Genomic DNA, 24,492 nt, shown 5'->3' on the forward strand with positions numbered 1-24,492 from the left:
AAGACCGGCGCATTATCAAGGCCGAGCCGGCGGGCCGCTTCGAGCCGCGCATGGCCGCAGATGAGCACATTGTGCACATCGACCAGCAGCGGCAGCGCAAAGCCGAAGTGGCGCATCGAGGCCATCAACTGCACGATCTGCTTGTCGGCATGTTTGCGCGGGTTGCCGGCATAGGCCTGAATGTCGGCAAGCGGGCGATAACTGATGGGCCCGAGCCGCTGTTCGAGCACAGCGGGAAGGTCAGCAGCTTTCTTGCGTGTCGCAGTCTTCGTCATGTCAGTTCCTCAAGGAAAAACGGACAGACGGGATGACCGGCAAAAACGCGCGACCACTCGCCTGCCCAATCAGATGAAAAGGGCAATCATTGTGATCCCATGCTGCTTCTGCCGAATGGCTTCTGATGCTCGGGGGAGGGCTTTGCCTCCGAGGCCGCTACTACCATCAGGGCAGCCGACCGTCAACATTATCTAACAAAAACAACCAGCTAAGCAGACATTTTATGTCAATCGGAATTGGCTAGACCCGTCAACACCGTGAGCAGCCGCTATTCACTGATGCTTTCGAGTAGATGCCTGTTCGGCGTCTTCACGCTCCTTGTTAGTCGGGGATAATTCCCTGTTTCCGGCTCACGGGAATTCCAGCGCCGAAGCCGCAGACAAGCTGGGGTTTCTGCAGCCAGGATGAGCCGAAGATCCCATTGGGCGACACTATTCCCTGTAAATCGGCCTGGAACAGGGAAAACTGCGGTCGACGACAGGTGCTGAAGGGGAGGATCGAGACGAGAGCAAACGTCGCGAAAAGTCCGCGGGAAAGTGGCGCTTGGGGCATTCCGTACTGCCCCGGAGAGCGCCGGAGAAAAGTCCCGAATTTCTCCGCAACGGCGGTCCCGGTTGCGCTCTCCCAGGTACGGAGCACGCGCGAAATCGCGCGGAACTGCGCCCTTTCAGGAGCAACTCGCAGGGAGAAATATGATAATTAGGACTGAGTGGCGGAGCGGGAGGGATTCGAACCCTCGATACGGTTTTGCCGTATACTCACTTTCCAGGCGAGCGCCTTCGACCACTCGGCCACCGCTCCGCATACCGGGAAGAAGCGCGCCCTAAGCTTCTCGCGCGCCCGGCGCAAGCGTTTGCGCATTGCCTCGCGCATTATGCGTCGTCAGGTTGCGGGGATGACTGCATTTCTCCTCCCCCTGCTGCTCGCCCAGGCTGCCGCGGCCCAAGCGAGCGGGCGCGCCGCGCCCCATCCGCAATCGCCGACGGAGATCGTTGCCGTCGCGCCCGCCACCGATTGGGTCGCGATCGCCCCCGACGATCTTCTGGTCATGGATGTTGCGCCTGGGCCCGCGGGTGCGAGCAGGCGGATCGTGATCCAGTTGATCGCGGCGCCGTTCGCGCGTCCGTGGGTCGCCAACGTGCGCCGCCTGGCCGCGGCTCATTGGTGGGACGGGACAAGCATCAATCGCGTTCAGGACAATTACGTCGCGCAATGGGGCGATGCGACCGAGAAGAAGCCGCTGCCGTCCGGGCTCGCCGCCGCATCGGAGCGCGATTACGCGATCGATACTGCTGCACTCGCTGCGGGCGAGCGGACGGTCGGCCCGGCAGATGTCTATGCGCCCGCCACGTTCTTCTATCGCAGTTGGCCCGTGGGTGCCGAAGGGCAGGGGCAGGGCGCCGCCTGGCCCGTGCATTGCTACGGCATGGTCGGCGTCGGCCGCGATGTGTCGCCCAATACCGGCACGGGGGCAGAGCTTTACGCCGTTATCGGCCATGCGCCGCGGCACCTTGATCGCAACATCGCGCTGGTCGGGCGCGTGATCGAGGGCATCGAGCATCTCTCCAGCCTGCCGCGCGGAACGCTGGGCCTCGGCTTCTATGACCGCGCGGAGCAGCGTGTCGCCATTGTGCGGATACGCCTCGCCAGCGAACTTCCCACCAGCGAACAGCCCCGCTTCTCGTATCTGTCGACCAGCTCCGCCACTTGGGCGCGCTACGCGGCGGCGCGGGCCAATCGCCAGGACGCCTTTTTCATTCGGCCAGCCGGCGCGGCGGACATCTGCAACCTTCCGGTGCCGATCCGCCGTTTGCGTTAGTTCAGCTGACGTGCTCGCCGATGCGGCGCACGATGCTGGCATGAAACCGCGATCCGGCGCTCCGCGCGATGGCGCGCTCCAGCCAATGATCGATCACGCGCAAGCGGTGCCGCCGCAGCCACAAGCGCACCTGCCGCACCCGCACCAGCAGCAGCATGGAGCCGCTTCGGCCAGTGGCGGCTTCGCGCAGGCTTCGCGCCGCGCCGGCGGGGTCGCCCATGATCTCCTGGTGCATGGCAAAGCTGATCCGCGCGTGCGTGTTGCCAGGGGTACGGCGTAGCGCGGCAAGGTGAAGCGGCGCAGCCTCGTGCGATCGGCCAAGCGTATCGAGCAACACCGCCCGCGCGCTCAGGATATGCGATTCGGGCTCGATCTCGGCCGCGCGCTCCAGCAAGCGGAGCGCCGTTTCCGGGTGCCGCGCGGCGCAATGGCGCGCCAGCGCGAAATGCTGGTGCTGTGACCGGTGCCGCTCGCGGCGGATATGCTGGCGGACGCTGACGGGATCGAACGTGCCCGCAACGATGGCGCGGATCGCATGCTGGAGCGCGCCCGTTTCCACCAGCAGCGGCCCGACGGGATGGCCGCCATAGGGGACGGGAATGCACATCGCCCCGCCCACTTCGGCGATCATCGCGGCATGGCGCGCGTCGGGCGCGACCCGCGGATCATAGAACACATATTGTTGCTCGGCACCGACGAAAGGCAGCTCGGCAAAGCGCGTCCGGGCAACATCGGCCTGCCACCTGGTTTCCCATGGCACCACCTGCGGGTCGGCGGAAAACTGCGGCGACAGCGCGATTGCCGTGTCCGCACCGCATGCGACGGCGTAGCGCAAGGCGGCATAACCTCCCATGCTCGACCCATAAGTGATGGTCCGGTCATAGCCGCGCGCGGCGGCCGCCACGGCGGCCAGCGCGGCCGCGCGCTCCGGATGCTGGTACCAGCGATTGCGCCGGTTGATGACGTGAATGGCATCGATCCCGATACGGCGGAGGAACTCCTCGGCAAAGCCGGGGCGCTTCAGCGTGGGTTCGGTGACGTAGGAGCCGAAGGTGATGATCACCGCACCGCCCCGTGCCCCGGACCGGCGGACCAGGAGATTATCGGACCGGAACAACGCCTGATGCAATCATCGCCTCCCGCGCCGGATGGTAACCCATCGGCGCGGGTCGTTCAAACGAACCGGCGGCGGCGACCCGCCCTGCGCCCGCGGCTCAGTCGTCCTCGTCCTCGAAGCCGACCAGCGCCAGCGCGCGCGCCTTGATCTGCCGCATCGCGCACCAATGGATCAGCGCCTCCTCGCGGCCATGCGTCACCCACACTTCGCGCGGCGCGATCTCCGCGATCGTGTCGATCAGTTCGTCCCAATCGGCATGGTCGGACATGATGAGCGGCAACTCGACCAGCTTTTGCCGCGCGCGCTGGCGCACCCGCATCCAGCCGCTCGCCATGGACGTGATCGGGTCAGGCAGGCGCCGCGACCACCGATCGTTAAGCGCGGACGGCGGGCACATCACCACATGCCCCGCCATCGCCGCCTTGGGCACGCCCGCCACCGGGATCAGCTCGCCCAGCCGCACGCCATGCTCGGCATAAAGGTCGCACAATCGCTGCAGCGCGCCATGGATGTAGATCGGCGCCTCGTGCCCGCGCGCGCGCAGCTCCGCGATCACGCGCTGCGCCTTGCCCAACGCATAAGCACCGACCAGCACGCAGCGATCGGGATTGGCGTGCAGCCGCGCGACCAATTTGTCGATCTCGTCGCCCGTGTCGGGATGGCGGAACACGGGGAGCCCGAACGTCGCTTCGGTAATGAACACGTCGCAGGCGACGGGCTCGAATGGTGCGCAGGTCGGGTCGGGCCGGCGCTTGTAATCGCCCGACACTACGATGCGCTCGCCGCGATGCTCGAGCAGGATCTGCGCGGAGCCGAGCACATGGCCGGCCGGCACGAAGGTCGCCTCCACCTCGCCCAGCCGCACGCTTTCGCCATAGCTCACCGGATTGCCGGCCTGCGCGCCATAGCGGCAATCCATGATCGCCAGCGTCTCGGGCGTCGCCCAGACGGCGCTGTGCCCGCCCCGCGCATGATCGGCATGGCCATGCGTCACCAGCGCGCGCGCCTGCGGGGTTGAAGGATCCACCCAGGCGTCGGCCGGGCGGACATAAATGCCATGCGGATGGGGTTCCAGCCAGTCGCCGAGCTTCGCCATGCCGGCAATACGCATGAGCGGATCGAAACGTCCAACGCCAACGTTCTATCGCAAACGCCACAGGAGAGATTGGCATGGAACATCAGGCAACCGGCGACAGCATGTGGGCCTTCGTCGTCATCGCGGGCTTCGTCATTCTCGGCCTGGCGCTCGCTTATGCAAAGCTGCGCAACAAGACGACGCCGGCGCAGGACGCGCGCACTGAGCAAGCGACGCATGATCTCTACAAGGAGCAATCGCGCGACGACGCCATGCGCGGGTAAGGGAACTCGTCCGCTCACGCCCTCTCTGCCGTTACCCTGAACTCGTTTCAGGGTCCATCTTGCCGCAGGCGACGCTGCCGCTTGTCGCACGATGGATGCCCAATCAAGTTCGGCATGACGGCCGTGAGGGTACGCTGGGACGTATCTTCCTGCCTCCCATTCCGCCTCGCGGAGCGCACCCCTATATCCCCCCTCGATGACGCTTGATCTCCCCGCGCAGCTCGCCGACTGGTTCAGCAAGCGGGGCTGGGCGCCGCGTCGCCACCAGTTGGATATGCTGGCAGAGGGCAGGGGCGGCCACCATGCGCTGCTCGTCGCCGCAACGGGCGCGGGCAAGACGCTGGCTGGCTTTCTCCCCACCTTGGCCGAGCTGATCGAGCAACCGACGGAAGGTCTGCACACCCTCTACGTCTCGCCACTGAAGGCGCTGGCGGTCGACATCCAGCGCAACCTCGTCACCCCGGTCGAGGAGATGGGCGTCGACATCCGCGTCGAAACGCGCACCGGGGATACTCCGTCGGATCGCAAGGCGCGCCAGCGAGTGAAGCCGCCGCAGATCCTGCTCACCACGCCGGAGTCGCTCTCGCTGCTGTTGACCTACCCCGACAGCTTCACGATGTTCGCAGGCCTCCGGACGATCGTGATCGACGAGGTCCACGCCTTCGCCACCGGCAAGCGCGGCGATCTCCTGTCGCTGTGCATGGCCCGCCTTCAAGCAATCGCGCCCGCCATGCGCCGCGTCGCTTTGTCAGCCACCGTCGCCGATCCCGACGGCTATCGCGCCTGGCTCGCGCCCGACGGCGATATCGAACGCGTCACCCTCGTTCAGGGCGAAACCGGCGTCGATCCCAATATCGATATCCTCTTGCCCGAGGATCGCGTGCCTTGGGCCGGCCATTCCGGCCGCTATGCCGCGGCGCAGGTGATGGCGGAGATCGAGACGCACAAGACCACCATCGTCTTCTGCAACACCCGCAGCCTCGCCGAGCTGATCTTCCAGGATCTCTGGAAGGAAAACGCCATGCAGCTGCCGATCGGCATTCATCACGGCAGCCTGGAGAAAGAGGCGCGGCGCAAGGTGGAGGCAGCGATGGCGGATGGCCGCCTGCGCGCATTGGTCGCCACCGCCAGCCTCGATCTCGGCGTCGATTGGGGCGATGTCGATTGCGTCATCCAGATGGGCGCTCCCAAGGGCTCCTCGCGTCTGCTCCAGCGCATCGGCCGCAGCAATCACCGCCTCGACGAGCCGTCGGAAGCGATCGTCGTCCCCGGCAACCGCTTCGAATATCTCGAGGCGCGCGCCGCGCTCGACGCGGTGGAGGCCGGCGAGCTCGACACCGACATATTCCGCCTGGGCGCGCTCGATGTGCTGGCGCAGCACCTGATGGCCTGTGCCTGCGCCGCCCCGTTCGATCAGCAGGCGATCCTTGACGAGATCCGCTCGGCGCTGCCCTATTCGGCGCTGACGGACGAATTGTTCGACAAGGTGCTCGGCTTCATCCGCGACGGCGGCTACTCACTTCGCGCCTATGATCGCTTCAAGCGGCTGACACAGGACGACGACGGTCTCTGGCGCGTCAGCCACCCCAAGTTCATCGCGCAGCACCGCCTCAACGCCGGCATCATCGTCGAGGCGACCATGCTCAAGGTCCGCTTCCGCAATGGCCGCGCGCTCGGCAAGGTGGAGGAAGCGTTCGCCTCCACGCTCAGCCACGGCGACACCTTCTTCTTCGCGGGTATGAGCCTTGAGGTCGAGAAGATTGATACCGAGGATCTGATCGTCCGCGCCACCGCGCGCCCCGCGCGGATCCCCACCTATGGCGGCAGCCGCATGCCGCTCTCCACCAATCTCGCCGATCGCGTGCGCCGCTTCCTCAACACGCCGGCCGAATGGTCGCGCTTCCCCGACGACGTGCGCGAATGGCTGGAGATCCAGGGCAGACGCTCCGCCCTCCCGCGCCCCGACCAGCTGCTGGTCGAAACCTTTCCGCGCGAAGGCCGCAACTACATGGTGGCGTATAGTTTCGAGGGGTGGAACGCGCACCAGTCGCTCGGCATGCTGATCACCCGGCGGATGGAGACGGCCGGGCTGAAGCCACTCGGTTTCGTCGCCAACGATTACGCCATCGCCACCTATTCGATCGACCCCGTCACCGATCCCGCCGCGCTCTTCTCCTCCGACATTCTGGAGCATGAATTCGTCGATTGGGTGCAGCAGTCGCACTTGCTGAAACGCGCCTTTCGCGAAGTCGCCGTCATCGGCGGCCTCGTCGAGCGCCAGCACCCCGGCAAGCGCAAGACGGGCAAGCAAGTCACCTTCTCCACCGACCTCATCTACGACGTGCTGCGCAAATACGAGCCCGGCCATATTCTGCTCGAGGCCGCCTGGGCCGACGCCCGCGCCCGCATGACAGACGTCGGCCGCCTCGCCGATCTCCTCGCGCGCGCTGCCGGCACGATGCTTCACGTAGACTTGGCCCGTGTCTCCCCGCTTGCAGTACCCGTGCTGGTCCTGATCGGCCGCGAACGCGTCAGCACCGGCAGCGCAGACGACGCTTTGCTGATCGAGGCAGAAGCGCTGGCCGGCGAGGCGATGCGGCTGGACTAGGTCGGTAGGTAATATCGGAAGGAAATCCGGCCGGCGCATTTAGCGCTTACCTCCTCGGCGCCTTCTTCCCGAAGACCAACCTATGATTACAGGTTCTTGCGGCGGCGATAACCTAGGTGATCGACACCGTTCTTTGCATCTCGTTAGCTCACGACTGACAGGAGGGCAGCATGTCGATGAGCGATCAGGAATATTGCTTCATGCGAGCGGAAGCGGAGCTGAAGATGGCGCAGCGTTCGCAGCAACCCGCCGCTGTGCAAGCGCACTACACGTTGGCCGGTTATTATCTCGATCGAGCGTACGGCGAGCCCCATCAGCCCCGCCCCGCGACCAATAGCATTCGGCAAGACGTGCCGCCTGAAAAGCGCCAACATTAACCCTATCGCGGGTTCGGCTGGTCAAGGTGAGGGGACGCAACCGAGCGATCTCGGGCGTCCGCCCCTGAGTCGCTGGGGCCCGCATGCTTGATCGCTCCACGCCATGCTTCGTTCGCGGCGACGTGCGCGGCATGAACAGGCAACCGAACGACAGCGCATGGCACGCCGGCAACACGCCCGCCATTGACAAAGGTCCGGATCGGGCGCTTCGTTCGGTCATGCGCCGCTTGTTTGCTCTCCCTTGTCTCGCGCTGCTCGCGAATTCCGTGCCGCAGCAGCCGGTGGCGCCGCCAGCGCCCGTCACGGACACGGGCGAGGCCGCGCTGTCGGATCAGCTCGCGTTCGGCGTTGACGGCCCGCGCATGACGGTGCCGGTGCAGATCGCTGGTGCCGGGCCGTTCCAGTTTATCATCGATACCGGCGCGCAGCGCACGGTGATCAGCCGGGAGCTTGCGGGGAAGCTCGGGCTGCCCGGCGGGCGGATGGTTCGGCTCACCGGCATGACGGGCACACAGGACGTCGGCACGGTCGTCATCCCCTCCATCTCGGTCAGCACCTTGGGCGGCGAGCGGATCGAGGCGCCGGCGCTGGCCGCGGCGCATCTCGGCGCGCCCGGCATGCTGGGCATCGATGCGTTGCAGGGGCACGCACTGTTGATTGATTTCGACAACCAGCACATGACCGTGACGCCGGCGCGCAAGCGCGGCGAGCGGGTGCGCCGCGCGCCCGACGAAATCGTGATCCAGGCGCGCAGCCTGTTCGGCCAGCTCGTCGTCACCGACGCGCGGGTCGGCGGGGAGCGGGTGCGCGTGATCCTCGACACCGGTAGCGTCGTGTCGATGGGCAATCTCGCGCTGCGCAAGCGGCTGGCGAAGCGCGGCAAGGTGACGCCGATCACGCTTGTCAGCGTAACGGGCGGGCAGCTGGTCGCCGACTACGGCACGGTCGGCCTCGTGAAGATCGGCGACGCCGAGATCCACGACATGCCGGTGGCATTCGCCGATGCGCCGCCGTTCCGCGCCTTTGGTCTGGAAAACAAGCCGGCGATCATGCTGGGCATGGATGTGCTGAAGCTTTTCACCCGCGTCCAGATCGATTTCGCGAATCGCGAACTGCGGCTGAGCCTCCCGCGCAATGGCGTTCGGCGCGGCTGAGGCCGGCCACCCGTCATTCAAGGCCATTTTGCGCCGCCAGGCGGCCGCACCCAGGCCAGCCGTAGTGTGCCCGAGGCCACTTGATCATAAAAAGAGGCCCGGCACTTTCGTACCGGGCCTTAGTGCGTCCGCAGGAGGAACATCGTTTGGAGACCGGCCTTGGCCGGCCCCAATCTCGTCAATAATTGTAGGCGCGCTCGCCATGCTCACCGAGGTCGAGGCCTTCGCGCTCCACCTCTTCGCTGACGCGCAGCCCCGTCGTTGCCTTGGCGACGGTGAAGGCGATGCCCGAACCAACCGCTGCCCAGACCACCGAGATCACCACCGCAACCACCTGGGTCACGAGCTGCGGCCCGAGCGCATAGTCCGCCGCCCCAGGGCCACCGAGGCCCGGCAGCATGGTAAAGGCAGTGCCGATCGAGCCGACGATGCCGCCCAGGCCGTGGATGCCGAACGCATCGAGCGAGTCGTCCAGGTTGAGCTTGGGCTTCACCGACACCACGAAGAAGGCGCAGACGATCGCAGCGATCGCGCCGAGCAGGATGGCACCGAACGGCCCCGCATTGCCGGCCGCCGGCGTCACCGCAACGAGGCCGGCGATCGCACCGGAGCATGCGCCCAGCAGCGAGCTCTTGTGGCCCAGCATCCGCTCGGTCAGCATCCAGAACAGGACGCCAGCGGCGGTCGCGACAAAGGTGTTGATCATCGCCAGCGCGGCCGAGCCATTGGCTTCAAGCGCCGAGCCGGCGTTGAAGCCGAACCAGCCTACCCACAGAAGGCCAGTGCCGATCAACGTCATGACCAGCGAGTGCGGGGCCATGATGTCCTTCTTGTACCCAAGCCGCGGCCCAAGGATGATCGCGCCGACCAGCGCCGAGATGCCGGCGTTGATGTGCACCACCGTGCCGCCCGCGAAGTCGAGCGCCGCCGGCTCCCAGTTGAAGAGGAGGCCGTTGCCCGCCCAAACCATGTGCGCGATCGGGAAATAGACGATCGTCAGCCAGATGAGCGCGAAGACTATCAGCCCGGCAAACTTCATGCGCTCCACCAAGCCGCCGATGACGAGGCTCACCGTGATCGCCGCAAAGGTCATCTGGAAGGCGATGAAGACATATTCGGGGATGACCACGCCATCGGTGAAGGTGGCTGATGTCGAGTCGGGCGTCACACCGGCGAGGAACAGCTTGCCGAAGCCGGAGATGAAGGCGTTGCCGCCATCGCCAAATGCCATGGTGTAGCCGTAGATCACCCAGATGATCATCGCGAAGCTGGCGACCGCAAGGATCTGCGTCAGCACCGACAGCATGTTCTTGGTCCGGACGAGCCCGCCGTAGAACAGCGCCAGACCCGGTACGATCATGGTCATGACAAGCACGGTGGACATCATCATCCACGCGGTGTCGCCCTTGTTAACGGTCGCGGCGGCTGGCCCCCCGGCCGCCTGCAATGCGCCGTCCTGTGCCCAGGCCGGCAGCGCCGCCGTCATCGCGGCGCCGAGCCCGAGGGCGCCGGCAATTTTGAACGCTTGCTTCATGCTCATCCCCCCTCAGAGCGCCGTGTCGTCGGTTTCGCCGGTGCGGATGCGCACGGCTTGGCCGACATCGAGGACGAAGATCTTGCCGTCGCCGATCGCGCCGGTGTTCGCCGAGGACTGGATCGCCTCCACGACCCGGTCCGCCAGGCCGGCGGCGCAGACGACCTCGATCTTGATCTTGGGCACCATGTTGGTGCTGTATTCGGCCCCGCGATAGATTTCGGTCTGGCCCTTCTGCCGCCCGAACCCCTTGACCTCGGTGACCGTCATCCCCGCCACGCCGATCGTGGTGAGCGCTTCTCTCACCTCGTCCAGTTTGAACGGCTTGATGATGGCTATGACCAGTTTCATCGCGCCCCCTTCCCGTTGTCCCGGAAACAGGCTTCGCAACGCTCGTGCCAATTGACGTTCAGGCGAAAACACGGCCGTAACGACCGCCTGGGCGCGTCAGTTTTTGTGCAGATGCGAGCCGCTGCTCAATAATCAGGCATCGTCGGCGACCTGACGGGCACGAGAAAAGTCGTCTTCGTCCACCATCACGCGTACGGGAATGAGGAGCCAACTACCGTCGGCAATAGAAGCCCCCGCATCGAACGCGAGCGCGGGGATGCCCTCGCTTTCCAATCGCCCGACCAGAATATTGGCAAGATTGCGATCGTAGCGGCCGAGTTCGACGAGGCTCATGCAGGCATAACGAGCAGAGGTCGGCTTTCGTGCCAGGGGTGGGTTAGCCGGGCAGGGCCTCCGGCAGCCGCGTCGGCAACCCGTCGATGCTCTTGCCCTCGGCCGCACGCCAATAATCGAGACGCTCTTCGTCGCTATACTTGGCGTTATATTTGTTCAGCGTCTCGCGCGGGCGCTCCAGCGTCATCTGCGGCACGCCCCAGCCGCACGACGTCTGCACCTGATCGATCGCGACGACGAAGATCTGCCGCGTGCCCGGCAGCGGCGTGAACCGCGCATGGAGCGCCGCCCATTCCGCATCCTGCGGCAGCACGGCGCGTCCGCGACCATAGATGCGGAAGATCAGCGCGGGCTGGTCAAAGGCGCAGAACATGATGGTGATGCGCCCGTCGGCGAGCAGATGCGCATTGGTCTCGTTCCCTGAGCCGACCACGTCGAGATAGGCGACAGTGCGGTCATCCAGCACGCGAAAGCTGTCCATCCCCTTAGGGCTCAGGTTGATCCGCGTTCCCTGCGCTGCCGTGGCAACGAAGAACACCGGCTGGCGCGCGATGAACTCCCGATGCGCGTCGGTGAGGGCGGGGAAGAACTCGGCCATGACGGCGCTCCTCTCGTTGACGTGTTATGCGCACGCGCATAGTTTATGCGCGTATGAAGCATGATAACCTTATGTCGGGCAAGCGTAAGCCGCTCAACGTCACCATCGACACTGGGATCGTCCAGGCGGCTCGCGACGCAGGGCTCAACCTGTCGAAGGTCAGTGAAGCGGGACTGATCGAGGCGATCCGGCACGAGAACGAGCGGCGCTGGCACGAGGAAAACCACGCGGCGCTCGACTCTTCCAATAGGTGGGTCGAGAGGAACGGTCTTCCCTTCGCGAAGCATCGTCCGTTCTGATGGCGAAATTCGATGTCTTCCGCACGTCCGAGGGGTGGCTTGCGCTGGATTGCCAGTCGAACTCGCTCAGTCACCTGAACACGCGACTGGCGGTGCCACTAATGCCGCTTGCGAACGCGCCCCTGCCGGCCGCCCGGCTAAACCCGCGCTTCGTCGTTGATGCACAGGAAGTCGTGATGGTGACGCAGTTCGCCGCTGCCTTGCCAATCAGCGAATTGCGTCACCAACTGTGTCGGCTGGATCAGCACGACTATGAGATCAGCAATGCTCTCGATATGCTGATCTCCGGCTTCTGACGGCCAATCAGGCCGCCGTGCCGCCCACCGTGAGTCCGCCAACCAGCAGCGTTGGCTGACCAACGCCGGCGGGCACGCTCTGCCCGCCCTTGCCGCACATGCCCACGCCCTCGTCGAGCGCGAAGTCGTTGCCGACGCCCAGCACCTTGGTGAGCACGGTCGGCCCGTCGCCGATCAGCGTCGCGCCCTTGATCGGCGCGCCGATCTTGCCGTTCTCCACCTTGTACGCCTCGGTGCAGGAAAAGACGAACTTGCCCGAGACGATATCGACCTGACCGCCGCCGAAGGATTTGGCGAAGATGCCGTTCTTCACGCGCGACAGAAGCTCGGCGGGATCGTCGTTGCCGGCCTTCATGAACGTGTTCGTCATGCGCGGCATTGGTGCATGCGCGAAGCTCTCACGACGTCCGTTGCCCGTCGGCTCGACGCCCATCAGGCGGGCGTTGAGGCGATCCTGCATATAGCCCTTGAGGAAGCCGTCCTCGATCAGGATCGTCTCACGCGTAGGCGTGCCTTCATCATCGATCGTCAGCGAGCCACGACGGTCGCGGATCGCGCCATCGTCCACCACGGTCACGCCGCGCGCCGCTACCTGCTCGCCAATACGGCCGGAGAACGCGCTGGTGCCCTTGCGGTTGAAGTCACCCTCCAGCCCGTGGCCGATCGCCTCGTGCAGCAGCACACCGGGCCAGCCCGGCCCGAGCAGCACGGTGAACTCGCCCGCCGGCGCCGCCACCGAGTCGAGGTTCACCAGCGCCTGCGCCAGGGCCTCGTCGATTGCACGGTTCCACGTCTTCTCGTCAAACAGCGATTCGTAGAGGTAGCGGCCCCCGATGCCGAACGTGCCCGTCTCGCGCCGGCCGTTCTGTTCCACCACGATCGAGACGTTAAGCCGCACCAGTGGGCGAACATCGGTAGCGACGAAGCCATCGGGACGGACGATCTCCACCACGCTCCACGTGCCCGACAGCCCAACCGACACCTGCGCCACGCGCGGATCGCGCGCGCGGGCGGCGGCGTCGATCGTCTGGCAAAGGTTCACCTTGTCAGCGAAGGTTACCAGGTCGAGCGGATCGCCATCGGTATAGAGCCGCTGGTTCGTGCCCGTCGGCGGCGGCGACTTGGCGCTGGTCGATGGGTCGATCAGCTGCATCGTCTCTGCGGCGCGCTTGATCGCGGCTTCAGACAATTCGCTCGCGTGCGCGAAGGCGGTCATCTCGCCCGACACGGCGCGCAGGCCGAAGCCCGAATGCGTATCGTAGCTCGCCGTCTTCAGCCGTCCGTCGTCGAAGCCGAACGCCTCGGACTTCTTGTACTGGAGGTACAATTCGCCATCGTCCGCCTTGCCGAGCGCGTCAGCCGTCAGTGCGCGGGCGGCATCCGGATCAAGCGAGTCGCGGTACAGGAACGAGCGGGGGTCAGTAGCGGTCATGCCGCTAGATGTAGGGTGTTCGCGCCGCCAAGCAATCACATCGTCATGCCGGGCGTGCCTCGGCATCCGCCCTCGCGCGACGTTACCTGCCGGATATCAGCGGCACCGTGAATGCCAGCATCAGCCCGGCAGCATGGTATCTGCCGCAAGCGGCGACGCTCAGCGCCCCGCGCCGTCTCCATGATCGCGCAGATCGCTTTGCTCGGCGCCATCAGCCGGGCCGCCGATCAGCACGAAGCGCCGGTCGCAATAACCGCAATCGACGTAGCCGATCTCGCTGATTTCCAGCCACACGCGCGGATGCCCCAGCGCAGCGGGAAGGCCATCATGCGCGCCGTCACAGGCGACGCGGTGTTGGGAAACTCGGCTGATCTGAGGGGGCGGCAACATGGGGGTGCGTTAGCAAGGCCGCCGATCGCGATCAATCGCCCCATGGATTTCGCGCGCGCGGAGGCCTAACCCGTCGCCCATGACAGACGCCGCGATCGCCATCCGAAATCTCTGCAAGACCTATCAGGGCGGCAAGCGCGCGCTCGACGGGGTCAGCTTCGATGTGCCGCAGGGCACCATCTTCGGCCTGCTCGGACCGAACGGGGCGGGAAAGTCGACGCTGATCAACATTCTCGCGGGGCTGGTGAACAAGACCAGTGGCTCGGCATCGATCTGGGGCTTCGACATCGATGCCCATCCGCGCAATGCCAAGGCGGCGATCGGGATCGTCAACCAGGAGATCCTCTTCGATCCGTTCTTCACGCCGATCGAGACGCTGGAAATCCAGGCCGGGCTCTACGGCGTTTCCAAGGCGCAGCGCCGGTCGATGGAGCTGCTGCGTGCCGTGCACCTGGAGGACAAGGCCAACGCTTATGCCCGCACCCTCTCTGGTGGCATGAAGCGGCGGCTGATGGTCGCCAAGGCGATGGTGCACTCGCCGCCTGTGCTGGTGCTCGACGAGCCGACCGCCGGCGTCGATATCGAGCTTCGCCAGCAGCTGTGGGCCTATGTGCGCGAACTGAATGCCGGCGGCGTCACCGTGGTGCTGACGACTCACTACCTCGAAGAAGCCGAGCAGCTGTGCGACCAGATCGCGATCATCAATCACGGCACCGTGGTCGCTAACGAGCCGACCCGCCAGCTGCTGAGCCGGGCCCAGGAGAAAGTGGTCGAAGTCACGGTGGAACGGGACGTGACCACGCTTCCGGAGGCCTCTTGCTTCCAGAAGATCGCGCTGAAGGGCGATCGCACGCTGGCGATCACGTATTCCAAGGATCAGGTGAACGCGGGGCAGGTGCTGGCAGCCGTGCAGGCTGCGGGCTTCGCGATCGCCGACGTTTCCACGCGTGAGGCGGATCTGGAGGACGTGTTCCTCAGCCTGACGCGCAGCGCAGCCTAGCGCCGATCCAATGTGGGCGTGATCGCGCCCAGGCGATGATGCTCCCGCCAAGCACGCCGGGTAGCGTGGGCGCCGCTGCCGCCTGCGGCTTAGTGCTTGCTCGGCTTGAGGTGCAGCAGGCCGGCGATTGCCCCGCCGATCAGGATGCCGAACACGGCCGACAATGCGGCGTTCGTTACCCACGACGCGACCCCGCCGATCGCCGGCAGCGCGTGGCGTGCGCCCTCCGCGGCATGCTCGATCCACCCGGGGATCGGCGTCAAGTGAAAATCATGCAGCCCGTGGACGATGATCTGCCCGCCAACCCATAGCATTGCCGCCGTGCCGATGATGCTGAGCGCCTTCAAGACCACGGGCATGCCCGCTACCAGTGCGCGCCCCAAACCCTGTACCGCTGCGCCGGATCGCCGGGCCAGCGACAGGCCGATATCGTCCATCTTCACGATCAGCGCGACGAGGCCATAGACACCAGCAGTGATCGCCAGACCCACCAGCGCCAGCGCCACTGCCTGATTGAGAATGGTCTGGCCCGCCAGTTCGGCGAGCGCGATCGCCATGATTTCGCCGGACAGGATCAAATCGGTGCGAATCGCGCCCGCGACTTGCCGGTCCTCAAGCTGCTTTGGATCACTGATCTCGCACGCTTCTTCGCCGTGATGCGTTCCCGACACCGCCTCGATGATCTTTTCCGCGCCTTCGAAGCAGAGGTATGCGCCGCCCGCCATCAGGATCGGCGTGATCGCCCACGGCGCGAAAGCCGACAGGATCAGCGCCGCGGGCAGCAGGAACAGCAGCTTGTTGCGCAGCGAGCCCAGCGCGATCTTCCAGATGATCGGCAGTTCGCGCGCCGGTGACAGCCCCGTGAGGTAGCGCGGCGTCACCGCAGTGTCGTCGATTACGACGCCGACCGCCTTGGACCCCGCCTTGGCCGAAGCGCCCGCCACATCGTCCAGGCTGGCGCTTGCCAGCTTTGCGAGGGCGGCAATGTCGTCAAGCAACGCAACGAGGCCACCGGCCATGCGTTCAATCCCCCCTGATGATGGTCCACCATGCCATCGCCCAGGCACAGCGCGCTGGCAAGCGACTCGTTCCCAGGGGCGCGGCACAAAAAAAGGGCCGACCCGCGAGCGGATCGGCCATGAAAGTTTTTAGGAGAGGATGCCTGAAAGGCCCGATCCTTGTGCGCTGCAGCATGGTGCATCGCAAGTGCAAAAAGGTTCTTCTGGATTGCATTTCTTGCAATCCTCAGCGGTCGACAGATCGGCCCAGCGTCGCCACAAAGGAGCCATGACGCTCCCGACCATCCCTGTCGCCGCCACCCGGCCGCATCAGTTCACCGTGCACGGTGTCACCATCGACGATCCCTGGGCCTGGCTGAAGGACCCCGAATACCCCGAGGTGAAGAACAGGGAGATCCTCGCCTATCTGGAGGAGGAAAACGCCTATTTCGAAGCGCTGATGGCGCCGCACAGACCGCTTGTCGATCGGCTGTATGAGGAGATGAAGGCGCGCATCAAGGAGGACGAATCCTCCGTGCCGCAGAAGGACGGCGACTGGGTGTACTGGACGGCGTTCGAGACCGGCGGCCAGTATCGCAAATGGTGGCGCAAGCCCGTGGCGGGCGGACCCGACGAACTGCTGCTCGACGAGCCATCCTTGGCGGAGGGCAAGGAATATTTCCGGCTCGGCGCCTTTGCGGTGTCGAACGACGGCAGCAAGCTTGCCTATGCCATCGACGACAATGGCTCTGAACGCTTCACCATCCATGTGAAGGACCTCGCCACCGGAGCGCTGCTGCCCGACACGATCCCGGGCATGCTGTCAGACATCGTGTGGACCGCTGACGACAGCGGCTTCCTTTATGGCCTCGCCAACAAGGAATGGCGAACGGACAACGCCCGCCTGCATCGGCTCGGCACCGACCCCGCCGAGGACGTGGAGCTCTACCATGAGGATGACGAGGGCTATCGCGTTTCCGTCTCCGAAACGAGCGACCGGCGCTGGATCGTGATCGCAACCGGCGATCATGTGACGAGCGAGGTGCGGCTCTATCCCGCCACCGATCCGCTCGCCGAACCGATCCTCGTCGCCCCGCGCCAGCCCGGTCGCGAATATGATGTGGATACTCACGGCGACACCTTGTTCATCCACACCAATGACGTGAACCCGATGTGGCGCCTCGTCACTGCGCCGATCAGTGCGCCGGGCGAGTGGACCGAGCTGATCGGCCCATCGCAGCATTTCTACATGACGGGGGTCGAATGCTATCGTGACTTCTTTGTCGTCGAAGGGCGCGAGGACGGGCTCGATCAGGTGGCGATCCACCGCTACGATGCGCCGACCCGAGGCGAGCGCATCGCCTTCCCGGAAGCAAGCTATGCCGCTGGCCTCGGCGACAATCCCGAGCATGGGCAGACCGTGCTGCGGATCGGCTACGAATCGATGGTCACGCCCGGCACCGTTTATGATTACGACACCGCGACGGGCACGCTGACGACGCTGAAGGTGCAGGAGATCCCGTCCGGCTATGACGCGGGTAAGTACCGTACCGAGCGGCTGCACATCACCGCACGTGACGGCACGCAGGTGCCCGTCTCGATCGTTTACCCCGCAGACTTCCCGAAGGACGGCAGCCGGCCGCTGTTCCTCTACGCCTATGGCGCCTACGGCCACGCCATCCCGCCGGGCTTCTCGACCGGGCGCCTATCGCTGCTCGATCGCGGCTTCGCCTACGCCATTGCCCACATCCGCGGCGGTGATGATCTTGGCCAACAATGGTATCATGACGGCAAGCTCGAGAAGCGTACCAACACGTTCAACGATTTCGTGGACGTCGCGCGCGGGCTGATTGCGCAGCGCTGGACCAGCGAAGGGCGGATCGCAATCGCGGGCCGCTCGGCTGGCGGCGAGCTGATGGGCGCGGTGGTCAATTCCGATCCTGAACTGTGGGGCGCGGTGATTGCTGACGTGCCGTTCGTCGACGTGCTCAATACGATGATGGACGAAAGCCTGCCGCTCACGCCCGGCGAATGGCCGGAATGGGGCAATCCGATCACCGATCCCGCTGCGTTTCAGCTAATCCGCAGCTACAGCCCCTATGACAATGTCCGCGCGCAGGATTACCCGCCCTTGTTCATTTCCGGCGGCCTCAACGATCCGCGCGTCACCTATTGGGAGCCGGCGAAATGGGCGGCGAAGCTGCGCGCGACCAAGACGGACAACAATGTCCTGCTGCTGAAGACCAACATGGGCGCCGGCCACGGCGGCAAGTCCGGCCGTTTCGAAAGCCTGCGCGAGGCGGCGGAGGAACATGCCTTCGTGCTGTGGCAGCTCGGGGTGGAAGGGTGAGGGTGGCACTCGCCGCCGGGACGCGACACGCGCCATGACGATCGAGGCGATCATTGCCCGCTGGGGCGTCGCCGCAGTGTTCGCCGGCACCATGCTGGAGGGCGAAACCGCGGTGATCGCCGGCGGGCTGATCGCGCACCAGGGGCTGATCGCCTGGCCACTTGCCCTTGCCGCCGGCGCGCTCGGATCGTTCCTGGCGGATCAATTCTTCTTCGCCGCCGGCCGCCGCTATCGCGACCGGCCGTTCGTGCAGCGCTGGATGCAGAAGCGCGCCTTCGCCAAGGCACTGTCCCTGCTCGAGCGCTACCCCGTAGGATTCATCTTCGCATTCCGCTTCCTCTACGGCTTCCGCACCGTCAGCCCGCTTGCGATCGGCACCAGCCAGGTGCCCGCCGCCACCTTCGTGACGATCAACGCGCTCGCCGCGGTGCTCTGGGCCAGCCTGTTCACCGCGCTTGGCTATTGGTTCGGCGAGGCGGTGACCGAACTCGCCGGCCGCCTGCGGCCCAGCCGCCACACCCTGCTGATGGGCGTTGCGGTGGTGAGCGGCGGCGTTGCCATCTTCCAGATCATACGCTGGTGGAAAGGACGATGAGCTTCACCAGGACCTTCACCGCCACGCCGGACGACATTGATGAGCTCGGGCACGTCAACAATGCCGTCTGGGTGCGCTGGATCCAGGATCTGGCGGTTGCGCATTGGGAGGCGGTTGCCCCCTCCGAGCACCGCGACGCCTTTGTCTGGGTCGTGACCCGGCACGAGATCGACTATCGCGGCAATTTGGCGGAAGGCGGGTCGACGACGGGCGAGACCTGGGTACCGGAGCCGCCGCGGGGCGCCCGCTTCGACCGCCATTTCCGTTTCACCGGTGCCGACGGGCGCGTGCTCGTGGAAGGGATCACGACCTGGGCGCTGCTCGACCGCGCAAGCGGCCGGCTCCTGCGCGTCCGCCCGGAGATCGCCGCGCCGTTTCTCACGCACTGATCGGCTGCTTGGCGCCGGACCAGCGAGCCCGCACGGGCCACCAGGTCAAGCACGTCTGGTGAGTGCCAGGCTTCGCTTCATCGCAAAGTTGATCGCGTCCGCGGCATAGCCATTGATCCGGCAGCACCGCTGCCCTAATCACCTGCATGCAGTGTGATATGATTATGGCCGATCCGGTCGGGTCCTTCCGCTACGGAAACGACGCTTCTTATGACGAAGCGGACCCGCTGGTGCAAATCCTTCCGGCACCCTTGGCGGATTATGAAGAGGCAGACCCGCTGCCGCTGACGGCGCCGCCGGTAAGCGAAGACACGCCGATCTTCTTCACCCGCACGGACGCTGGCACCCCCGCCGAGCGGCGATTGCTGCGCTCGTAAGCAGGGCCGGTCGGCCGCCGCTGCGACAACCGGCCGCCACCCTGCCTAGCCCATTCGCGCGCGGAACAGCTTGCCCCCTTCCACCACCCAGATGATGCCGAGCACGGCAAAACCGATCGCGAGATAGCCGATCGCCAGCGGCGTCGTGGTGCCCGCATAGGACTGGCCGATCGCGGAGCCGACCACCACCGCGCCGATGCTGGTGATGAAGCCCTGCAGCGATGAAGCGGTGCCCGCGATATGGCCCACCGGCTCCATCGCCATTGCGCCGAAATTGGCGCCGCACAGCCCGATGCAGGTCATGCTCAGCGCCTGGAAGAAGATATAGCTCCACAGCGTCTCGACGCCCGTCGCGATCACCGCGACATGCACGATCGACAGCGCGATCAGGCCCAGCACCGCGCTTTGCGAGATCAGCCGCGTGCCCAGCCGCTCGACAAGCCGGCTGTTGAGGAACGAGGCAGCCCCCATCGCGCAGGCACAGATCGCGAAGAACAAGGTGAAGCGGTCACCAGCATTAAAGCCGTCAACGAAGATCTGCTGCGACAGCGACACAAAGGCGATGATCCCGCCGAACGTCAGCGAGGCAGCGATGGCATAGCCCAGCGAATAACGATTGGTTAGCGTCAGCCGATAATTCGCGCGCAGCGTTGTCAGGGAGATCGGCACGCGTCGTTCAGCCGGCAGCGTCTCGGGCAACCGCACGAGGGTCCAGGCGAGGACCAGCGCGGCAAAGGCGCCCAGCGCGTAGAAGATGAAACGCCACGGACCGAATTCCAGGAGCAACTGCCCTAGCGTGGGCGCCAGGATCGGCACCAGGAAGAAGATCATTTGCGCCACCGACATGGTGCGCGCCATCTGCCGCCCCGACGATCCGTCGCGTACGATCGCCACGGCCAGGACCCGCGTCGACGCCGACATCAGCCCCTGCAGCAATCGCGCGCCCAGCAGCGCGGCAAAACTCGCCGACCCGGCGGCAAAGATGCTCGCGCCGACAAATCCGGCCAATGTCAGGATCAGCACGATCCGTCGACCATAACGGTCCGCCAGCGGGCCATAGACAAGCTGCCCGGCGCCAAAGCCGACCATGTAGACGGTGATGATCCACTGGCGGTGATTGGCCTCGCTCACTCCCAGGTCGTGGCCGATGTCCGCGAGCGAGGGGAGCATCAGGTCCACGCCGAAAGCATTCACCGCCATCACCGCAGCGACAAAGGCAACAAATTCGCGCGGATGCATGCCGGCAGGTGCGGGGTGTGAAGTCATGCGGCTGCCTATCGGGAAGCGAGCGCCCCGGCACAAGCGCAGCTTTTCTTTGAGTCAGCCTTCTTCGACGGGCGCGACGTCGACAGAAACATCCATTTCCTGCGCGCCGGAACCCAGCACCACGCCATCGACCGGCGCGATTTCCGCATAATCGCGGCCGACGGCGACCACGATATGGTCGCTGGCCATCCAGATCCCGTTGGTCGGGTCCAGCCCGACCCACCCACGCTCGGGGCCGCACCACAGCAACACCCAGGCATGCGTCGCGTCGGCGCCGACCAGTCGCTCCTGGCCGGGCGGCGGGATGGTGCGGATGTAGCCGGAGGCATAGGCTGCCGGCAGACCGGCGGCGCGCAGCCCAGTGATCATGATCTGCGCAAAATCCTGGCAGACCCCGCGGCGCTTGGCGAAGGCCTCGTGCGGCGGCGTGTCGACCAGGGTGGCCGCGGTATCGAACTCGAAATCTTGCTGGATGCGGCGCGCCAGGGCGATCCCCGCCTCCAGTGCATTGCGCCCTGGGTCGAGATCGGGGGCGCAATAGGCCGCGATGTCCCGGTCCAGCGGGATCAGGGGAGAGGGGAACAGATAACTGGATGGTCCTGCAGCGGAAATGTCGCGGCTGTCGCGCGCCAGCGCCGCCACCTCGCGCAGCGTCGGATCACCCGGCTCGGGGGTGGGGACCAGGCGATCCACGGTGATGCGCGCGATGCTTTCGATGGTCAGCCGGCGCACCGGCTCGTCGACGGTTAACCGCGTGACATGGGCGAGCCCTGCTTCGGCTCGCGCCGGCGTGGTGCGGCCGGCTGGTGACACGCGCAGCATGTAGGATTGAAGCTTTTGCCCCGGCCAGTCGATCGGCTCCAGCCGCAGGTTGCAGCGCGCAAACTTGACCTGCGCACCATAATCAAAGCGCGTGACGTGAGCGATGTCGTAGATCATGTGATCGGGAAACTCGGCGTCGCTCATGCCAGCGTCAGCCCACCCGCGCGCAGCGGCTCGGCGCCTTGCAGGAAATACCGGCGGGCAATGGCGTCGGACAGAGTGAAAAGGCGTCGCTCCACCGTCCCCAGCATATCGGCATTGACCGTGTCTGCGCGGGTGATCGCAACCAGCGCCTTCAGTTCCGTCGCCTCGGCCTGCTGTTCTTCGGCCATGCCGTCGTCCTGCAACACGGGCAGGGCGCACAGATGCTCCCAGATCCGCTCCACTTGAAAGGCGAGTGCGCGCGGATTGCCTGGGTCGAGCATGACGAGATCAAGCACCGGCACGCGGGCGAGGCCAGTCAGATACCGCTGGCGATAGCTGATCTGGCTGTTGGCGAGGTCGAGCAGCGTCGACAGGTCATCGAGAGAGGCACCGGGCAAGCCGAAGGTGCGGCTCGCGCGCACGATCGCCAGCGATCGCTCGATCCGCCTGCCCAGATCGTGGAAGCGCCAGGCCGCGGTCCGGCTCATATGTTCGGCGGAGAGGCCCGCGATTGCGGCGTAGCGGCGCTGCAATGAGCCGGTGCGATCCAGCATGCCGCGGTGCGTGGGGAAGGGCGCGTCCAGCAGCCGAACCATGTCGGCGGACAGGCGATCGCGCGATACGTTGCCGATCCGGCGCGCCTGGTGGTTCATCTCGGCGACGGATTGCCAGCCGGCATCGACCGATTCCATCGCCGTGCGAGCCATTTGCGTCAGGTCCGCGCGCTTCAGCGCGGCGGGTAGCGGGGCGGCACCGGCGGCGGCCACCATCCCGACCAGTCGGCTGACCGTATCGGGGCCGAGCGCCGCGCCGCCGTCGGCATCGATCGAATTGCCCAGCATCACGCGGATGATGGCCAGCAGCGCCTCGCCGCGCTCGAGATAGCGGCCGAGCCAATATAGATTGTCCGCCACCCGGCTCGGCAGCGTGCCGGGGTTGCGGCGGACGTGATGCGAGTCGGGCGCGGGCAGCAGCGATACCGGATCCACCTTGTCACGGCCGTAGATCACGACATCGGCAGACCAATTGCCCTCTCCCATCACTGCCGCGCGTGGATCGGGATGTTCGCCGATCCGGCAGAAGCCGCCCGGCAACACCGCCCAGCGCCCGTCCGGCCCGCGCGCCGCAAAAACGCGCAGGGTGAAGGGGCGGGCGACCAGAGCCTCGTCGCCAACCACCGGCATGGTCGAAAGCCGAACGATTTCCTGCCCGACATAATCCTGCGGGCGGCGCTCCAGATCGGTCAGCAGGGCAATGCGCTGCGCGTCGGTCAGGTCGCTGCCGGAAATCGCCTGATCATCGGGGAGCCCCAATGTGCCGCTGCCGAAGGCGGGGCCGATCACCAGATTGGCGAGATCCTCCTCGACCCGGACCCGCTCGGAGGGATGGCCGCACCACCAAGTGGCGATGTTCGGCAGGCTCAGGCCAGCACCGGTCAGGCGCGTGCACAATTGCGGCAGGAACGCATTCCACGCGGGCGACTCCAGCACCCCGACGCCCGGCGCGTTGGCGAGCAGCACATTGCCCGCTGCATAGGCATCGATCAGCCCCGGCACGCCGATCTTCGAATGGGTGTCGAACGCCAGCGGATCGAGGAACCGGGGATCTAGCCGCCGCCACAGCGCATCGATCCGCTTCAGCCCGCCGATCGTGCGGACATAGACCTTGTCCTCCAGCGCGGCGAGATCCGCCCCCTCCACTAGCAACAGCCCAAGATAGCGCGCGAGGTGCGCTTGCTCGGGATAGCTGGGATTGTAGCGCCCGGGGGTCAGCAGCCCGATGCGCGGATCGGTCCGGGCGCACGCGGCGGCTAGCCCATCACGGAACGCTGCAAAGAACGGCGCATGGCGTGCGACGTTGAGCCGCGCCTGCAGCCCGCCCAACGTGCGGCTCACCGCCAGCCGGTTCTCCAGCGCATAGCCCGCGCCGGTGGGCGAGCGCAGGTGATCGGCCAGCACGCGCCATTCGCCCGTCGGCCCGCGACCCAGGTCCACTGCGACGAAATGCAGATGGTGCCCGCCGGCCGGCGTCAGCCCGACCAGTTGGCGCAGGAAAAAGGGGCTGCCCGCGACGAGAGCGGCCGGGACGAGCCCGCGCGCCACCAGCTTCGCCTCGCCGTAAAGATCAGCCAGGATCGTTTCAAAGAGGTCCGCCCGCTGCACGATCCCGCGTTCGATATGGCGCCATTCATCGCCATCTATCAGCAGCGGCACCGGCGACAGCGGCCAGGGCCGCTCTTCCGGCTCGCCGATGATGCGAAAGCCCGTGCCGATATCCGCGGCATGGCGCTGCACCCGCTCGCGAGCGTGGCCCAGATCGTCGCCCACCAGCGCGGCGAGTTCTTCGAACATGGCGAGCCAGGGCGCATCGTCGGCCGCGCACAGCACGTCGCCGCCGGCCCTCGCATGGCCTCGATAGTCGTCCACCCAGCGACGTGCATGGGTCGCGGCACCGAAAAGGGCTGGTTGTGTCGCCAAGCGAACTCCTAAGCGGGGCGGACCCTAACGGGGCCGGGCGGCCGCGCAACACGAAAGTGCCGCCGTCCGCCGCAGGGCCACGCGTCGCGCGAGCGCCGTCCTTAGTAGCGAGGCGCTTCGCCGAATGCCCG

At 65.9% G+C, this 24,492-nt stretch carries 25 protein-coding genes and 1 tRNA gene; 12 read left to right on the plus strand and 14 right to left on the minus strand.

Annotated elements, in window-relative coordinates; translation table 11 throughout:
* Together SPMU_RS00005 and SPMU_RS00015 are read right to left on the minus strand one after the other, a co-directional pair.
* Positions 1–275, minus strand: a 275-nt coding sequence (locus SPMU_RS00005) for a ParB/Srx family N-terminal domain-containing protein (RefSeq protein ID WP_169715593.1), incomplete at its 3' end; no start/stop codon positions are given.
* 711 nt (positions 276–986) lie between these two features.
* Positions 987–1,077: transfer RNA gene (locus SPMU_RS00015), tRNA-Ser, on the minus strand.
* A 94-nt stretch (positions 1,078–1,171) separates the two neighbouring features.
* Here SPMU_RS00015 and SPMU_RS00020 point away from each other — a divergent pair.
* Positions 1,172–2,095, plus strand: a complete 924-nt coding sequence (locus SPMU_RS00020; protein WP_088330703.1) for a peptidylprolyl isomerase — start codon at positions 1,172–1,174, stop codon at positions 2,093–2,095.
* 1 nt (position 2,096) lies between these two features.
* Here SPMU_RS00020 and SPMU_RS00025 read toward each other — a convergent pair whose 3' ends face one another.
* Positions 2,097–3,224 (minus strand): tetratricopeptide repeat protein, encoded by a 1,128-nt coding sequence (locus SPMU_RS00025; protein WP_088330705.1) that lies wholly within the window; start codon positions 3,222–3,224, stop codon positions 2,097–2,099.
* 85 nt (positions 3,225–3,309) lie between these two features.
* On the minus strand, positions 3,310–4,308 hold the full coding sequence (locus tag SPMU_RS00030) for a ligase-associated DNA damage response exonuclease (RefSeq protein ID WP_088333050.1): 999 nt from the start codon (positions 4,306–4,308) through the stop codon (positions 3,310–3,312).
* A 74-nt stretch (positions 4,309–4,382) separates the two neighbouring features.
* Between SPMU_RS00030 and SPMU_RS00035 the strand changes: the two genes are divergently transcribed.
* The 4 genes from SPMU_RS00035 (at position 4,383) to SPMU_RS00050 (ending at position 8,710) form a co-directional block, all read left to right on the plus strand.
* Positions 4,383–4,571, plus strand: coding sequence for an LPXTG cell wall anchor domain-containing protein (locus tag SPMU_RS00035; protein ID WP_088330707.1), 189 nt, complete (start codon positions 4,383–4,385; stop codon positions 4,569–4,571).
* A 196-nt stretch (positions 4,572–4,767) separates the two neighbouring features.
* Positions 4,768–7,179: a ligase-associated DNA damage response DEXH box helicase gene (locus tag SPMU_RS00040; protein WP_088330709.1), complete on the plus strand. Its 2,412-nt coding sequence runs from the start codon at positions 4,768–4,770 to the stop codon at positions 7,177–7,179.
* Positions 7,180–7,349: 170 nt separating this feature from the next.
* The gene (locus SPMU_RS00045; RefSeq protein WP_245832632.1) at positions 7,350–7,556 is read left to right on the plus strand and encodes a hypothetical protein; all 207 of its coding nucleotides are present in this window, start codon (positions 7,350–7,352) and stop codon (positions 7,554–7,556) included.
* 83 nt (positions 7,557–7,639) lie between these two features.
* On the plus strand, positions 7,640–8,710 hold the full coding sequence (locus tag SPMU_RS00050; protein ID WP_245832633.1) for a retropepsin-like aspartic protease: 1,071 nt from the start codon (positions 7,640–7,642) through the stop codon (positions 8,708–8,710).
* Between the two features lie 178 nt (positions 8,711–8,888).
* Here the strand turns inward: SPMU_RS00050 and SPMU_RS00055 are convergent, their stop codons facing one another.
* The 4 genes from SPMU_RS00055 to SPMU_RS00070 form a co-directional block, all read right to left on the minus strand.
* Positions 8,889–10,244, minus strand: coding sequence for an ammonium transporter (locus SPMU_RS00055; RefSeq protein WP_088330711.1), 1,356 nt, complete (start codon positions 10,242–10,244; stop codon positions 8,889–8,891).
* 12 nt (positions 10,245–10,256) lie between these two features.
* Entirely contained in the window at positions 10,257–10,595 is a 339-nt protein-coding gene (locus SPMU_RS00060) for a P-II family nitrogen regulator (RefSeq protein ID WP_088330713.1), read from the minus strand.
* A gap of 132 nt (positions 10,596–10,727) precedes the next feature.
* Positions 10,728–10,928, minus strand: coding sequence for a putative signal transducing protein (locus tag SPMU_RS00065; RefSeq protein ID WP_088330715.1), 201 nt, complete (start codon positions 10,926–10,928; stop codon positions 10,728–10,730).
* A 43-nt stretch (positions 10,929–10,971) separates the two neighbouring features.
* Positions 10,972–11,526 carry a pyridoxamine 5'-phosphate oxidase family protein gene (locus SPMU_RS00070; RefSeq protein ID WP_088330717.1) on the minus strand — a complete coding sequence of 185 codons (555 nt, stop codon included), beginning with the start codon at positions 11,524–11,526 and terminating at the stop codon, positions 10,972–10,974.
* Between the two features lie 71 nt (positions 11,527–11,597).
* Between SPMU_RS00070 and SPMU_RS00075 the strand changes: the two genes are divergently transcribed.
* A complete protein-coding gene (locus tag SPMU_RS00075; protein WP_245832634.1) occupies positions 11,598–11,825 on the plus strand; it encodes a type II toxin-antitoxin system CcdA family antitoxin in 228 nt (75 codons plus the stop codon).
* Entirely contained in the window at positions 11,825–12,121 is a 297-nt protein-coding gene (locus SPMU_RS00080) for a CcdB family protein (RefSeq protein ID WP_088330721.1), read from the plus strand. The genes SPMU_RS00075 and SPMU_RS00080 overlap by 1 nt, the downstream gene beginning before the upstream one ends.
* A 7-nt stretch (positions 12,122–12,128) precedes the next feature.
* On the opposite strand, the gene tldD is transcribed toward SPMU_RS00080, so the two are convergent.
* Together tldD and SPMU_RS00090 are read right to left on the minus strand one after the other, a co-directional pair.
* Entirely contained in the window at positions 12,129–13,553 is a 1,425-nt protein-coding gene (gene tldD, locus SPMU_RS00085; protein WP_088330723.1) for a metalloprotease TldD, read from the minus strand.
* A gap of 159 nt (positions 13,554–13,712) precedes the next feature.
* Entirely contained in the window at positions 13,713–13,943 is a 231-nt protein-coding gene (locus SPMU_RS00090; protein WP_088330725.1) for a zinc-finger domain-containing protein, read from the minus strand.
* 79 nt (positions 13,944–14,022) lie between these two features.
* Here SPMU_RS00090 and SPMU_RS00095 point away from each other — a divergent pair, with 79 nt between their 5' ends.
* Entirely contained in the window at positions 14,023–14,943 is a 921-nt protein-coding gene (locus tag SPMU_RS00095) for an ABC transporter ATP-binding protein (protein WP_088330727.1), read from the plus strand.
* A gap of 89 nt (positions 14,944–15,032) precedes the next feature.
* On the opposite strand, the gene SPMU_RS00100 is transcribed toward SPMU_RS00095, so the two are convergent.
* On the minus strand, positions 15,033–15,962 hold the full coding sequence (locus SPMU_RS00100) for a DUF808 domain-containing protein (protein ID WP_088330729.1): 930 nt from the start codon (positions 15,960–15,962) through the stop codon (positions 15,033–15,035).
* 268 nt (positions 15,963–16,230) lie between these two features.
* On the opposite strand from SPMU_RS00100, the gene SPMU_RS00105 reads away from it, so the two are divergent.
* The 4 genes from SPMU_RS00105 (at position 16,231) to SPMU_RS00120 (ending at position 19,652) form a co-directional block, all read left to right on the plus strand.
* The gene (locus SPMU_RS00105; RefSeq protein WP_088330731.1) at positions 16,231–18,291 is read left to right on the plus strand and encodes a S9 family peptidase; all 2,061 of its coding nucleotides are present in this window, start codon (positions 16,231–16,233) and stop codon (positions 18,289–18,291) included.
* Positions 18,292–18,325: 34 nt separating this feature from the next.
* Entirely contained in the window at positions 18,326–18,886 is a 561-nt protein-coding gene (locus SPMU_RS00110; protein WP_088330733.1) for a DedA family protein, read from the plus strand.
* The gene (locus tag SPMU_RS00115; RefSeq protein ID WP_088330735.1) at positions 18,883–19,275 is read left to right on the plus strand and encodes an acyl-CoA thioesterase; all 393 of its coding nucleotides are present in this window, start codon (positions 18,883–18,885) and stop codon (positions 19,273–19,275) included. Before SPMU_RS00110 ends, SPMU_RS00115 begins: the two co-directional genes overlap by 4 nt.
* A 158-nt stretch (positions 19,276–19,433) precedes the next feature.
* Entirely contained in the window at positions 19,434–19,652 is a 219-nt protein-coding gene (locus SPMU_RS00120) for a hypothetical protein (RefSeq protein WP_140418360.1), read from the plus strand.
* A gap of 45 nt (positions 19,653–19,697) precedes the next feature.
* Here the strand turns inward: SPMU_RS00120 and SPMU_RS00125 are convergent, their stop codons facing one another.
* The 3 genes from SPMU_RS00125 to SPMU_RS00135 all read right to left on the minus strand — a co-directional run bounded on the left by SPMU_RS00125 (position 19,698) and on the right by SPMU_RS00135 (position 24,361).
* Positions 19,698–20,891 (minus strand): multidrug effflux MFS transporter, encoded by a 1,194-nt coding sequence (locus SPMU_RS00125; protein WP_088330739.1) that lies wholly within the window; start codon positions 20,889–20,891, stop codon positions 19,698–19,700.
* Positions 20,892–20,972: 81 nt separating this feature from the next.
* The gene (locus SPMU_RS00130) at positions 20,973–21,857 is read right to left on the minus strand and encodes a transglutaminase family protein (protein ID WP_088333053.1); all 885 of its coding nucleotides are present in this window, start codon (positions 21,855–21,857) and stop codon (positions 20,973–20,975) included.
* Positions 21,858–21,880: 23 nt separating this feature from the next.
* Complete coding sequence (locus tag SPMU_RS00135; protein WP_088330741.1) at positions 21,881–24,361, minus strand: circularly permuted type 2 ATP-grasp protein; 2,481 nt, start codon at positions 24,359–24,361, stop codon at positions 21,881–21,883.
* Positions 24,362–24,492: the final 131 nt, after the last annotated feature.

The sequence above is a fragment of the Sphingomonas mucosissima genome (assembly GCF_002197665.1).
In the GTDB taxonomy this organism is placed as follows: domain Bacteria; phylum Pseudomonadota; class Alphaproteobacteria; order Sphingomonadales; family Sphingomonadaceae; genus Sphingomonas; species Sphingomonas mucosissima.

Excerpts from the sequence above, each read along its gene's own strand:
- SPMU_RS00095 (WP_088330727.1), top strand. The coding sequence starts at position 14,023 with ATGACAGACGCCGCGATCGCCATCCGAAATCTCTGCAAGACCTATCAG.
- SPMU_RS00105 (WP_088330731.1), top strand. The coding sequence starts at position 16,231 with ATGACGCTCCCGACCATCCCTGTCGCCGCCACCCGGCCGCATCAGTTC.
- SPMU_RS00075 (WP_245832634.1), top strand. The coding sequence starts at position 11,598 with ATGTCGGGCAAGCGTAAGCCGCTCAACGTCACCATCGACACTGGGATC.
- SPMU_RS00110 (WP_088330733.1), top strand. The coding sequence starts at position 18,326 with ATGACGATCGAGGCGATCATTGCCCGCTGGGGCGTCGCCGCAGTGTTC.
- SPMU_RS00130 (WP_088333053.1), bottom strand. The coding sequence starts at position 21,857 with ATGATCTACGACATCGCTCACGTCACGCGCTTTGATTATGGTGCGCAG.
- SPMU_RS00120 (WP_140418360.1), top strand. The coding sequence starts at position 19,434 with ATGATTATGGCCGATCCGGTCGGGTCCTTCCGCTACGGAAACGACGCT.
- SPMU_RS00115 (WP_088330735.1), top strand. The coding sequence starts at position 18,883 with ATGAGCTTCACCAGGACCTTCACCGCCACGCCGGACGACATTGATGAG.
- SPMU_RS00100 (WP_088330729.1), bottom strand. The coding sequence starts at position 15,962 with ATGGCCGGTGGCCTCGTTGCGTTGCTTGACGACATTGCCGCCCTCGCA.
- SPMU_RS00035 (WP_088330707.1), top strand. The coding sequence starts at position 4,383 with ATGGAACATCAGGCAACCGGCGACAGCATGTGGGCCTTCGTCGTCATC.
- SPMU_RS00045 (WP_245832632.1), top strand. The coding sequence starts at position 7,350 with ATGTCGATGAGCGATCAGGAATATTGCTTCATGCGAGCGGAAGCGGAG.
- SPMU_RS00040 (WP_088330709.1), top strand. The coding sequence starts at position 4,768 with ATGACGCTTGATCTCCCCGCGCAGCTCGCCGACTGGTTCAGCAAGCGG.
- SPMU_RS00055 (WP_088330711.1), bottom strand. The coding sequence starts at position 10,244 with ATGAAGCAAGCGTTCAAAATTGCCGGCGCCCTCGGGCTCGGCGCCGCG.
- SPMU_RS00080 (WP_088330721.1), top strand. The coding sequence starts at position 11,825 with ATGGCGAAATTCGATGTCTTCCGCACGTCCGAGGGGTGGCTTGCGCTG.
- SPMU_RS00050 (WP_245832633.1), top strand. The coding sequence starts at position 7,640 with ATGCTTGATCGCTCCACGCCATGCTTCGTTCGCGGCGACGTGCGCGGC.
- SPMU_RS00125 (WP_088330739.1), bottom strand. The coding sequence starts at position 20,891 with ATGCATCCGCGCGAATTTGTTGCCTTTGTCGCTGCGGTGATGGCGGTG.
- SPMU_RS00070 (WP_088330717.1), bottom strand. The coding sequence starts at position 11,526 with ATGGCCGAGTTCTTCCCCGCCCTCACCGACGCGCATCGGGAGTTCATC.
- SPMU_RS00090 (WP_088330725.1), bottom strand. The coding sequence starts at position 13,943 with ATGTTGCCGCCCCCTCAGATCAGCCGAGTTTCCCAACACCGCGTCGCC.
- SPMU_RS00065 (WP_088330715.1), bottom strand. The coding sequence starts at position 10,928 with ATGAGCCTCGTCGAACTCGGCCGCTACGATCGCAATCTTGCCAATATT.
- SPMU_RS00060 (WP_088330713.1), bottom strand. The coding sequence starts at position 10,595 with ATGAAACTGGTCATAGCCATCATCAAGCCGTTCAAACTGGACGAGGTG.
- SPMU_RS00020 (WP_088330703.1), top strand. The coding sequence starts at position 1,172 with ATGACTGCATTTCTCCTCCCCCTGCTGCTCGCCCAGGCTGCCGCGGCC.
- tldD (WP_088330723.1), bottom strand. The coding sequence starts at position 13,553 with ATGACCGCTACTGACCCCCGCTCGTTCCTGTACCGCGACTCGCTTGAT.
- SPMU_RS00030 (WP_088333050.1), bottom strand. The coding sequence starts at position 4,308 with ATGGCGAAGCTCGGCGACTGGCTGGAACCCCATCCGCATGGCATTTAT.